General features: G+C 73.6%; 11 protein-coding genes. 8 read left to right on the top strand and 3 right to left on the bottom strand.

The features are described 5' to 3' along the window. Window positions 1-47 precede the first annotated feature (47 nt). The 3 genes from ACXJMZ_RS00660 (at window position 48) to ACXJMZ_RS00650 (ending at window position 1,873) form a co-directional block, all read left to right on the top strand. On the top strand, window positions 48-1,151 hold the full coding sequence (locus ACXJMZ_RS00660; RefSeq protein ID WP_457027961.1) for an ROK family glucokinase: 1,104 nt from the start codon (window positions 48-50) through the stop codon (window positions 1,149-1,151). A gap of 70 nt (window positions 1,152-1,221) precedes the next feature. After that, complete coding sequence (locus ACXJMZ_RS00655; protein ID WP_457027960.1) at window positions 1,222-1,644, top strand: hypothetical protein; 423 nt, start codon at window positions 1,222-1,224, stop codon at window positions 1,642-1,644. Window positions 1,645-1,681: 37 nt separating this feature from the next. Further along, window positions 1,682-1,873, top strand: coding sequence for a YybH family protein (locus ACXJMZ_RS00650; protein WP_457027959.1), 192 nt, complete (start codon window positions 1,682-1,684; stop codon window positions 1,871-1,873). A gap of 8 nt (window positions 1,874-1,881) precedes the next feature. Here the strand turns inward: ACXJMZ_RS00650 and ACXJMZ_RS00645 are convergent, their stop codons facing one another. Continuing rightward, on the bottom strand, window positions 1,882-3,492 hold the full coding sequence (locus ACXJMZ_RS00645; protein WP_457027958.1) for a CocE/NonD family hydrolase: 1,611 nt from the start codon (window positions 3,490-3,492) through the stop codon (window positions 1,882-1,884). A gap of 196 nt (window positions 3,493-3,688) precedes the next feature. Between ACXJMZ_RS00645 and ggt the strand changes: the two genes are divergently transcribed. From ggt to ACXJMZ_RS00630, 3 genes are all read left to right on the top strand, one after another. Continuing rightward, window positions 3,689-5,473 carry a gamma-glutamyltransferase gene (gene ggt / locus ACXJMZ_RS00640; protein ID WP_457027957.1) on the top strand — a complete coding sequence of 595 codons (1,785 nt, stop codon included), beginning with the start codon at window positions 3,689-3,691 and terminating at the stop codon, window positions 5,471-5,473. 251 nt (window positions 5,474-5,724) lie between these two features. Next, the gene (locus tag ACXJMZ_RS00635; protein ID WP_457027956.1) at window positions 5,725-6,528 is read left to right on the top strand and encodes an exodeoxyribonuclease III; all 804 of its coding nucleotides are present in this window, start codon (window positions 5,725-5,727) and stop codon (window positions 6,526-6,528) included. Between the two features lie 140 nt (window positions 6,529-6,668). After that, a complete protein-coding gene (locus ACXJMZ_RS00630) occupies window positions 6,669-7,208 on the top strand; it encodes a hypothetical protein (RefSeq protein WP_457027955.1) in 540 nt (179 codons plus the stop codon). 28 nt (window positions 7,209-7,236) lie between these two features. On the opposite strand, the gene ACXJMZ_RS00625 is transcribed toward ACXJMZ_RS00630, so the two are convergent. Then, on the bottom strand, window positions 7,237-7,929 hold the full coding sequence (locus ACXJMZ_RS00625) for a lysoplasmalogenase (RefSeq protein ID WP_457027954.1): 693 nt from the start codon (window positions 7,927-7,929) through the stop codon (window positions 7,237-7,239). Next, entirely contained in the window at window positions 7,926-8,786 is an 861-nt protein-coding gene (locus tag ACXJMZ_RS00620; RefSeq protein ID WP_457027953.1) for a sterol desaturase family protein, read from the bottom strand. Before ACXJMZ_RS00620 ends, ACXJMZ_RS00625 begins: the two co-directional genes overlap by 4 nt. A 139-nt stretch (window positions 8,787-8,925) precedes the next feature. On the opposite strand from ACXJMZ_RS00620, the gene ACXJMZ_RS00615 reads away from it, so the two are divergent. Both ACXJMZ_RS00615 and ACXJMZ_RS00610 read left to right on the top strand, forming a co-directional pair. Continuing rightward, the gene (locus ACXJMZ_RS00615; RefSeq protein WP_457027952.1) at window positions 8,926-10,344 is read left to right on the top strand and encodes a DUF2398 family protein; all 1,419 of its coding nucleotides are present in this window, start codon (window positions 8,926-8,928) and stop codon (window positions 10,342-10,344) included. A gap of 67 nt (window positions 10,345-10,411) precedes the next feature. Then, window positions 10,412-11,308 (top strand): acyl-CoA thioesterase, encoded by an 897-nt coding sequence (locus ACXJMZ_RS00610; RefSeq protein ID WP_457027951.1) that lies wholly within the window; start codon window positions 10,412-10,414, stop codon window positions 11,306-11,308. Window positions 11,309-11,321 lie beyond the last annotated feature (13 nt).

The following is an 11,321-nucleotide window of genomic DNA, read 5'->3' as shown; positions in this document are numbered from 1 at the left end:
CGGGAGGATGGGCCCCGTACGTTTCCGACTCCGCTGAAGGAGCACCTTTGAGCAACCCGCAGCGCCCCGCCGTCTTCCCCACCCTGCTCGGCGGCATCGGCCCCCGGGCCGAGCGCCGGCGCCGGGCGCTGCCCGCGAGCATCCTGCGGCTGCCCACGGTCGGGGTGGACATCGGCGGCACCAAGGTGGTGGCGGGCGTGGTGGACGGCGAGGGCCGGGTGCTGGAGCGGCTGCGCACCGACACCCCCGACAAGAGCAAGAGCCCGCAGGTGGTCGAGGACGTGATCGTCGACCTGGTGCTCCAGCTGGCGGACCGTCACGACGTGCACGCGGTCGGCGTCGGCGCGGCCGGCTGGGTGGACGCGGACCGCTCACGCGTCCTGTTCGCCCCGCACCTGAACTGGCGGAACGAGCCGCTGCGGGACGCGCTGAGCGCCCGGCTCCGGTTCCCGGTGGTGGTGGAGAACGACGCCAACGCGGCGGCCTGGGCCGAGTGGCGGTTCGGCGCCGGACGGGGCGAGGAGCACATGGTGATGCTCACCCTGGGCACCGGCATCGGCGGCGCCCAGGTCAGGGACGGGTACGTGGACCGGGGCCGGTACGGCCTGGCCGGGGAGTTCGGGCACATGCAGGTGGTGCCGGGCGGCCACCGCTGCCCGTGCGGCAACCGGGGCTGCTGGGAGCAGTACTCCTCCGGCAACGCGCTGGTCCGGGACGCCCGGGAGCTGGTCGCCGAGGAGTCGCCGGTGGTCCAGCCGCTGCTCGCCCTGGCGGGCGGCACGGCGGCCGGGCTGACCGGCCCGCTGATCACCGAGGCGGCCCGGGGCGGCGACCCGGTGGCGACCGAGCTGCTGTACGACGTGGGCACCTGGCTGGGCGTCGGCATCGCCAACCTGGCGGCGGCGCTGGACCCCGGACGGTTCGTCATCGGCGGCGGGGTCTCGGAGTCGGGGGAGCTGCTGCTCGCGCCGGCCCGGAACGCCTTCAAGCGCACGCTGACCGGACGCGGTTTCCGCCCGGAGGCGGAGATCGTGCACGCGGCGCTGGGCAACGACGCCGGTCTGGTCGGTGCGGCCGACCTGGCCCGACAGGTGGCGCGGCGGTTCCGGACCATCAAGCGGCACCGGGTGGAGCGCGCGGTCACCGGGTGACCGGGCTGTTCCCTAACAATTAGGTTTAAAGACCTACTAATGCAGGGAAAGCCCGGCTAGCATCCGGCTTGTGGCAGCGATAGCGAAGCTCCGGCACGGCATTCCCCGGGTGAGCGCCGGGCGGTGGGCAGGTCTGCTGCTCTGTGCCGCCTTCGCGGTGGCCGACGGCCTGCTGCTCGCCGACCGGTCACTGATCGGCGGGCTCGCCCTGCTCCTGCTGCCCGCCGCGGCGGCCCTGCTGCTCGCGGTCGGCACCACGGCGAAGTCCACCCTGCCGGTGCTCCCCGTCCTTTTTGGCGGCCTCGCCTGCGCCCTGCTCGGCCTGCTCCTCGCGGCCGGCAGCCCCGCCCGGTACGCGGCCCTGGCGGCCGCCGTCCTGCTGACCGTCCTGTCGGCCGCGACCGGCCGCCGCGACCGCCACCCCGGCCCGGCCGAGCCGCTCTCCGCCGCCGACCGCGAGGACCTGCGCGACGCCTACCCGGCCGCCGTCTGACCAGGCGTCAGCCCGCTACCCGGCCGCACCGATCGCGGTGCCCGTCCGGCACACCTACACCGCCGACGAGATCGCCCTCCTGGTCGTCGACTGGACCATCACCGGCACGGGCCCCGACGGCAGCCCCGTCGACCTCACCGGCACCGCGACGGACGTCGCCCGCCGGGGCCCCGACGGTTACTGGCGCTATCTCATCGACAACCCCTTCGGCACCGCCGGGGCCCCGTGAGCCAGGCCCTAGCCGCGCAGCGGGATCGAGACCCAGGACGGGTCGGCCGCCGGTGAGGTGAAGGTCAGTGAGGACCAGGCCGGGTTGTGGGTGATGTAGAGCGGGTCGACGGTGTCGACGACCAGGGCGAGGCGGTGGCCGGCCGGGACGTCGTAGGCGGTGGCCTGGAGCGGGAAGTCGGCGGTGAGCGGGGCGGCGTGGTCGAGGAAGGTGTACGGGGCGTGGGTGATCAGCTTGCCGATGCCGAGGGCGTCCACGTCGTAGAGGTACGCGACCAGGCTGCCGCGCGAGGCGGAGGGGGTGACGCCGAGGTGGACCCGGACGGTGCCGCGCAGCTGCTGGCGGGTGGGGTACGGCTCGGACTGCCAGACGGCGGCCACCGGGCGGGGGAGCAGCGGGACGGAGACCAGCGGGGGGAGCTTGAGGAACTGCTCGGCGAGGTTGCTGAGGAAGACCACCCCGCCGTCCGCACCGGAGTCCAGGCCGGTGGCGATCGGGGTGCGCCAGCCGGTGTCGGTGCCGGCCGCGAGTGAGCCGGTGTTCAGCCAGTTGCGTTCGCCGAGACCGAGCCGCCGGGTGCTGCCGGTGACGGCGGCCCAGCTGGCGTACTCCTCGTAGCCGTCCTGGAGTTGGGGCTTCAGCCGGACCGGCTTGGCCCGGTCGATGCCGTTGTCGGTGCCCTTGAGGTAGTGGTCGAGCCAGGCGTGGGTGGTGGACCAGACGTCGTTGGGGAGCCCGGCCAGTCCGGTGGCCTCGGCGGTGGCGTGGTCGCCGGGGCGCAGTTCCAGCCGTTTGGGGCCGGTCAACTTCTCGTAGAAACCGGTCAGTTGGTTGGGCGGGAAGATCGAGTCGCCCCAGGCGTTGGCGAGCAGCACGGCGGCGCCGTTGGCGTTGATCCGGTCCAGGTACGTCGCGGCGGAGCGCTTGGCGGCCCAGGCCCGCAGCTTGGCCTCGTTCTCGAAGTCGCTGCCGAAGAACGCGGTCAGCTGCTCCTGGAGCTCACTGCCGGGCCGTCCGGTGAGATAGCCCGCGATCGCCAACACCCCGGCCGACTGCAGGTGCTGGGTCTCGTCGCTGAACAGCGAGTCGGCCAGGTCGGCCCAGCCGCTGAGCGCGGCCACCACCTTGATCCGGGGGTCGAAGGCGGAGCCGAGCAGGCTGATCCCGGCGCCGTACGAGATGCCGGCCGCGCCGATCCTGGCCGGGTCGGCGCTGGTGTTGGCCAGCGCCCAGTCGATCACCTTGGAGAGGTCGGCGACGTCGGGCGGCCCGGCCACCTCGATCTTCCCGCCCGAGCCCCAGAAGCCGCGCGGGGTGTAGCTGACCACCACGTAACCGGCGTCGGCTAGTTGCTTCGCCTGGGCGAGGTACTCCAGGTCGTTGACACCCCAGGAGGCCGGCAGCACCACCAGCGGGTGCCGGGCGGCGCCGTCGGCGGGCTCGTAGACGTTGCCCTTGAGGACCACGCCGTCGGAGCCGGGGATGTCGGTGAACCGCAGCCCGGACTGGACCGTCTGAGTGACAGTCAGTGCCTGGGCGGCGGGTGCCAGGGCGAGCGGTGCGGTGGTGAGCAGGGCGGTGGCCAGCGCGAGCGCGGCGGCGCGGTTGCGTACGGGCATGGGGGACTCCTGGCGCTGCGTGGGTGGGGGTGCAGGACCTCGTGACTGGACGGTAGCCAATCAGACACGCTGTCAGTAACTCGTCGGCAGGTACCGGACCGATAACGAAACTACTGGCGGGTAGTGGCGCGAAGACGCGTTGTGCGCGGCCACCGCCTGTGAAAGAACGAGGAGTTGACGCCGTCCAGGAGGACTCATGCGACTGACCAGGCTCGCCCCGCTCACCCTCGCCGGGGCGCTGATCTGCGCCCTGGCCACTCCCGCGCAGGCGCACGGCGGCCCACCACCCAAGGTGCCCGAGGCGGTCGGCTGGGGCGGCGCGGTGGCCAGTGTGGACGCCGACGCCACCGCCGCCGGGCTCGAGGTGCTGCGGCGCGGCGGCAACGCGGTGGACGCCGCCGTGGCCACCGCCGCCGCGCTCGGGGTCGCCGAGCCGTACTCGGCGGGCATCGGCGGTGGCGGCTACTTCGTCCACTACGACGCCCGCACCGGTCGGGTGGAGACGCTGGACGGCCGCGAGGTGGCCGGCCGGACGGCGGGCGAGACGCTGTTCCAGGAGAACGGCAAGCCGCTGGCCTTCGCCGACGCGGTGACCAGCGGGCTGAGCGTCGGCGTTCCCGGCGCACCGGCCACCTGGGCCCAGGCGCTGGAGCTGTGGGGGAGCCGGGGGCTGGACGAGGTCCTCAAGCCCGCCGTCAAGCTGGCGGACCGGGGGTTCACCGTCGACCAGACGTTCGTGGACCAGACGGCGCTGAACGAGACCAGGTTCAGAGCCTTCCCCGACACCAGCAAACTGTTCCTGCCCGGCGGCAAGCTGCCGGTGCTCGGCTCGACCTTCCGCAACCCCGAACTAGCCGACACCTACCGCGAGCTGGGCCGCAAGGGAGTCCAGACGCTCTACCGGGGGGAGCTGGCCGCCGACATCGTCCGCACCCTCCAGCACCCGCCGGTCGACCCGGCCTCCGGCTGGAACGCCCGGCCGGGCCAGGTGGACCGCAAGGACCTGGCGGACTACCGGGTGATCCGCCGTCAGCCCACCCACGTCGACTACCGGGGCTACGACGTCTACGGGATGGCGCCGTCCTCCTCCGGCGGGACCACGGTCGGCGAGGCGCTCGGCATCCTGGAGCACAGCGACCTGGGCGCGGTGAGCGCCACCCAATACCTGCACCGCTACCTGGACTCCAGCCGGATCGCGTTCGCCGACCGGGGCCGGTGGGTCGGTGACCCAGCGTTCTCCCAGGTGCCGACCCAGCAGCTGCTGAGCGAGGAGTTCACCGCTGCCAGGGCCTGCCTGATCGACCCGGCACATGCGCTGACCAGCCCGCTGGCGGCGGGCGACCCGTACCACCCGGCCGCCTGCGCCACCGGCGGCCAGGCGGTGCCGGAGACCCACGAGGGCCCGAGCACCACCCACCTGACGGTGGCCGACCGCTGGGGCAACGTGGTCGCTTACACCCTGACCCTGGAGCAGACCGGCGGCAGCGGCCTGACCGTGCCCGGCCGGGGCTTCCTGCTCAACAACGAGCTGACCGACTTCTCCTTCGCCCCCGCCACCGCCGGGGTGCCCGACCCCAACCTGCCCGGGCCCGGCAAGCGGCCGCGCTCCTCGATCTCGCCGACCATGGTGCTCAAGGACGGCAAGCCGGTGGTCGCGGTCGGCACGCCCGGCGGCTCGACCATCATCACCACCGTGCTCCAGGTCCTGCTCGGCCGCCTGGACCGGGGCCTGACGCTGGAACAGGCGATCACCGCCCCCCGTGCCAGCCAGCGCAACACCGCCGCCAGCCAGGCCGAACCGGCCTTCCTGGCGAGCCCGGAGCGGGCCGGCCTGGAGGCACTCGGCCACAGCTTCGTGCTCAACCCGGAGATCGGCGCCGCGACCGGCGTCGAGCGGCTGCCCGACGGCCGCTGGATCGCGGCGGCCGAGCCGACCCGCCGCGGCGGTGGCTCGGCGGCGGTGGTCCACCCGACCCGCTAAGACCCTCTGCCGGTTGGGGGGCGGCGTCGCGGCGCCGGGGCACGCACCTCGCCGGCTTCTCGTCGGTCGCCGATGCTCCGCATGGACTCCCTCCTCGGCACCGCCGAGGCACGCACCCCACCGCCGCTCCTTCACCCACCCCCCAACCGGCAGAGGGTCATCGCTGTCACTGCCGGGCGGTATGTTCGGAGGTGGGCACCCCTGCGGGTGCCCACCCTCGTCCGAAGCACCCATCGGGAAGGCCGCCCGCCGTGACCGTCCGCATCGCCACCTGGAACATCAACTCCGTCACCGCGCGGCTGCCCAAGCTGCTGGAGTGGCTGGAGTCGGCCAAGCCCGACGTGCTCTGCCTCCAGGAGCTCAAGTGCGCCTCGGACGCCTTCCCGTACGAGGCGGTCAAGGAGCTCGGCTACGAGACCGCCGCCCACGGCACCGGCCGGTGGAACGGCGTGGCGATCGTCTCCCGGCTCGGCCTGGAGGACGTCGTCCGCGACCTGCCCGAGCAGCCCGGCTTCCTGGCCGACGGCGCACTGATCCCCGACACCGAGCCCCGGGCGATCGCCGCCACCTGCGGCCCGGTCCGGGTCTGGTCGGTGTACGTGCCGAACGGCCGCGAGGTGGACCACGCGCACTACCAGTACAAGCTGGAGTGGCTGGAGGCCCTGCGCAGGGCCACGCTGGCGGACGCGGCGGGCGAGCGCCCGTTCGCGGTGCTCGGTGACTTCAACGTGGCCCCCACCGACGAGGACGTCTACGACCCGGCCGTGTTCGCCGGGCTGACCCACGTCACCCCCGCCGAGCGGGCCGCGCTGGCCGCGCTGCGCGAGGCCGGGCTGCAGGACGTCATGCCGCGCGCCCTCAAGTACGACCGCCCGTACACCTTCTGGGACTACCGGGCGCTCGGCTTCCCGAAGAACCTCGGGATGCGGATCGACCTCACCTACGCGAACAAGCCGTTCGCCGACGCGGTGACCGACAGCTACGTGGACCGCGAGGCCCGCAAGGGCAAGGGCACCTCCGACCACGCCCCGGTGGTCGTCGACCTCGACCTCTGAGCCGTGGTGCGCCCCCCGGATGGGCCCGAACGGTGGCCGACCGGACTCGTGCTGCCTAGCGTCACAGCTGACAGGGTGTAGCTGTTCGATTACGGCGACGACGGAGTCCCGCGCTGCGCCCGAGAACCTGGAGGTACGGCATGCGCGCTTCGCGTACGGCCACCACCCTGCTGGGCGCCATCGCCCTGCTCGGGCTCGCCGCACCCCACGCGGCGGCCAAGAGCGTCGAGCCGGCCTGGGTGCACCCCGCCGAGGCGGCGCCCGGTGAGAGCGTGACGGTGAGTGTCACCTGCGAGACCAGCTCGGTGAAGACCGTCACCGCCAACTCGCAGGCCTTCTCCACCGGCAGCGCGACCCTCACGGTCGGTCCGGACGGCAAGTACAGCGGCAAGGCGCTGCTCGCCTCCAAGGAGGAGTTCGCCGCCAAGGCGGGCAAGAGCTCCAGTTGGGGCATTGACGGAAGCTGCCCGAACCACGACACCTTCACCGGCGCGATCGAGGTCAGGACCGGCTCGCAGGCCGGCGCCCCGGCCGACGGCGGCAAGCTGCCGACCGGCCCGGTGAAGACCGGCCTGGGCGGGTCGGTCCGGCCAGGACCGGCCGACCTGGTGGCCGGTGGCGCCCTGGTCGGCGCCGGGGTCGGAGGTTTCTGGCTGCTCCGGCGCCGGACCGCGCTCTGACCCGCCGTCGGAGTCTCTCCTCGGTCGCTCAGCGCCCCGCCGKCGCCAGCGGGGCGCTGAGCGGTACGTTCTCGGGCCGGGTGGCCCGGATGGTGCCCTCGGCCAGCAGGTACTGCGCCGTGACGTAGGTCGCCATGATCCAGAAGCCGTGGCCCGGCAGGGCCTTCCACTCGGCCAGTTCGGTGGCGATCAGGGTGTCCGAGAGCAGGAACAGCGCCCCGCCCAGGCCGGTCCGCCAGCCGAGGCCGGCCGAGCTGACCGCGGTGGAGGAGAGCAGCAGGCTGTAGATCGCGACCGGGATCTTCAGGTCGCCCAGCCCGGGCCAGAGCTGACTGATCATCACGCCCCAGGCCGCCGCGTACGCCAGCGCGGTGAGCACCGTGCGCCGCCGGTCCTCCAGCGCCCCGAGCTTCACGAACATGGTCACGTAGCAGATGTGCGCCGCCGCGAACGAGCCCATCCCGGCCAGGAACGCGGCCTCCCCGCCGACCTGGAGCAGCACGTCCCCGCCGGTGCTGAACGCCAGCGCGGGCACCAACAACTTCGGCGCGTGCTCCGCCCGGGCCGCCACCCACCCCGCCAGCAGCGGCATCAGCGCGGGCTTGGTGGCGTGCTGGACCGCGCTCGCGCCGGTGGCGATCGCCCCGAGGTGCACGGCGGAGGTGGCCGCGAAGGTGGTCAGCAGGCCACGGGCGGTGCGGAGTCGGCCGGTGATGGTCATGCGGTGGTGCCCTCCGGGCGGTCGGTGGGGCCCGGCTGCCAGCCGGGACCGTTGATGAGGTGGCGGACCCGGTCCCGCCAGGTGGTGGCGGCGGCCAGGTCGCGGGCGATCGAGGCGTACTCGTGGGTGGCCACCCGGAGCGGGTTGTGGGTGCTCAGGTTCTTGGTCAGCCCGTAGACCGGCTTGGTGGTCTCGGGGGTGAACGAGCCGAACAGGCGGTCGAACAGGATCAGGATGCCGCCGAAGTTCCGGTCCAGGTAGCCGCCCTGCGAGGCGTGGTGAACCCGGTGGTGCGACGGGGTGTTGAGGACGAACTCCAGCGGGCGGGGCAGCCGGTCGATCCGCTCGGTGTGGATCCAGAACTGGTAGACCAGGTTGGCCGAGGAGCAGAACGCCAGCGCGGCGGGGTGCACCCCGGCCAGGATCATCGGGATGTAGAACACCCAGGTGGTGGCGCTGGTCCAGGGCTGCCGCAGTGCGGTGGAGAGGTTGTAGTGCTTGCTGGAGTGGTGCACCACGTGGCAGGCCCAGAGAATCCGGATCACGTGGTGGCCGCGGTGCGACCAGTAGTAGAAGAAGTCCTGCGCCAGCAGCATCAGCGGCACGGTCCACCAGAGCACCGGCACCCGGAGCGGCGTCAGCTCGTACAGCGCGGAGTAGATCGCCACGATCGGGATCTTCCAGGCGGTGTCGAAGACCAGGCTGCCCAGTCCCATGGTGAGGCTGGTCGCGGTGTCCTTGGCGGTGTACCCCTGCTCCTCCTCGTCCGGATGGAAGCGGTAGGAGACCACTTCCAGGACGGTGAGCAGCACGAAGGCGGGTATCGACCACAGCACGACGTTGGGCAGGTTCGGCATGCCGAGGACGATAGGTGACAGCGGGCGGCCTGCGGAAGAGGTTGTTACCGACGCGTAGGTGAGAGTACGACGGAAATCGGCCGGATCGGCTGCGGGGTGCCACGGAGGGGCTCGGGCACCGTCTACTCTGGTGGGCGACATGGAGCGGTACGAGGACACGGTCGGAGCCGGGGAGGCACCGACGGTGGCAACGGGCGGACGCGCGACGGGGGCGGGGCGGCTCACCGCCGACGCGATCGCCGGAGTGCCCGCGCAGACCACCGGCCGGGGCGCCGCCGAGCTGCTGGCCGACCGGCTGGCCGCTGCCGACCAGCAGGCCGCCGACGAGCTGTTCACCGCCGCGTTCGGCCTCTACGGTGCCCGGCACCTGGGCGGCGCGCTGCCCGACGGGCCCCGGGCCGGGGCCGAGCTGAGTTGGTGGCACGGCCCGACGGTCCATCACCCGGCGGGCCTGCGGCCCCGGGAGGGCGGCCGCCGCAGCGGGGTGCTGGCCCGGCGCGGCACACCCGCCGTCAGCGGCCGGCGCGGCCGACACCGCAAGCCCGAGCACTCCCCGGGCAGCACCCCGCAGGAGATCGCGGTCGAGCGCCGCACCGCCGCCCGGCTGCTCGCCGCCCAGCCGCTGGTCACCGCCGACGGGCCGCACGGCGCGGGCTTCCCGCTGATCGTCCGCCACGCCGACTGGCTGACCGAGCGGTTCGCCACCGTGCTCGGCTACCCGCTGACCGTCGGCGCCCGGCACGCCCGCCTGCACAAGGCCCCGCTGCCCGGCCGCGCCCTGGCACCGGCGGCCGACACCGCCTGGACCCCGGGCGGGTACGCAGCCCTGGTGCTCGCCCTCGCTGCCCTGGCCGAGCAGCGGCCGGCCGCGCTGGAGGTGCCGGGGGTGCGTCGGCAACTGACCGAGTGGCAGGTGCTGACGGCCGACGGGGTGCCTGACCCCGAGCTGGCCAGGGCGCTCGCGCCGCTGCCCGCACCGGCGCCGGTCGGCCCCGCGCTGGCGGTCCGGCGGCGGCTGGCCGAGACGCCGGTGGTGCTGCTGGACGAGCTGACGCCGGACCAGCGGCACTGGCTGCAGGGCCGGCTGGAGCCGGAGGCCGAGCTGTTCGCCGAGTTCCTCGGGCTCGAGGCGGAGATCCGGGCCGAGGGCGTCGCCCTGCTGGACCCGGCCGACGAGCTGACCGACCTGGCACTGCCGGGCACCGGCACCGTGGCGCAGGCCGCGCTGCTGCTGGCCGCCCGGCTGGTCGAGGAGCTGCGCCCGCTGTCCGGCGAGGCCGCGCCCCCGGCGGTGCTGATCCCGGATGCCCTGATAGACGGCGCACTCGGCGACGTCACCGACGAGTACGGCCTGCGGTCCGGCTGGCGGCGGGCCTACCTGGCCGATCTGACGGCCTTTCGGCGGGACGCGCTGGACCTGCTGCACCGGATGCAGCTGATCGCCCCGGCGGGGCGGGCCTGGCTGCTCCGGGCTCCGGCCGCCCGCTACGCGCCGGAGGCGGAGCTCCCGCAGCCGCCGGGTTCGGGGCGGCACTCCCGGCCGCTGGTGGTCGGCTGAGGTCCCGAGTCGGCGGGGGCATTCCTGCAACGTGTTCCAGAACGCATGGCGTACGCTGTGCCGCGTGATGGACGCCAGCAGAGTGCCCGAGGCCGGAGAGACGGCCGGTTCCTTCGTCGACCTGCTCCGGATCGAGCGGCTGGACGAGAACCTGTTCCGTGGCCGCTGCCACGCCGGGGCGCCGATGCGCGCGTTCGGCGGCCAGGTCGCCGCGCAGGCGCTCACCGCCGCCGGAAAGACGCTGGACGCCGAGCGCCAGGTGCACTCGCTGCACGGGTACTTCCTCCGCCCCGGCGATCCCCGGCACCCGATCGACTACCAGGTGGACCGGGCCAGGGACGGGTTCTCGTACGCCACCCGGCGGGTGACGGCGGTTCAGCACGGTGAGGTGATCTTCACGCTCTCCGCCTCGTTCAAGTTCCCGGAGCCGACGCCGGGGGCCCGGCAGTCCGCGATGCCGCAGGTGCCGGGGCCCGAAGAGCTGCCCGACCCCTTCCTGGCCTGGGCGGAGGCCGCGCCGAAGGACTACCTGGCGAGCGCCTTCCGTACCCTGGAGCTGCGCTTCATCCCGCCCGACACACCCGGCCTGCCACCCGAACTGCCCGGCGCCCCACAGCAGTTCGTCTGGCTGCGGACCGGCAGCCCGCTGCCCGGGGACGACCCGCTGCTGCAGGTCTGCGCGCTGACCTACCTGTCCGACCTGACGCTCGCCTCCACCACCGTGCTGACCGTGCAGCCGCACCGGATCCAGCGCACCGCACCGGCCCGGATCATGCTCGCCTCGCTGGACCACGCGATGTGGTTCCACCGCCCGTTCCGCGCCGACGAGTGGCTGCTGTTCGCCCAGCGCAGCCCGTCCGCCTCGGACGGGCGGGGGCTGGCGCACGGCGAGTTCTACGACCGGCAGGGGAACCTGGTGGCCTCCGCCGTCCAGGAGGCACTGCTCCGCGAGCGCCGCGGGTAGCACCAGTTCAGGC

Source organism: Kitasatospora sp. P5_F3 (assembly GCF_054049135.1).
The sequence above is the reverse complement of the archived record's forward strand: the minus strand, read 5'-3'. Positions and strand labels throughout refer to the sequence as shown.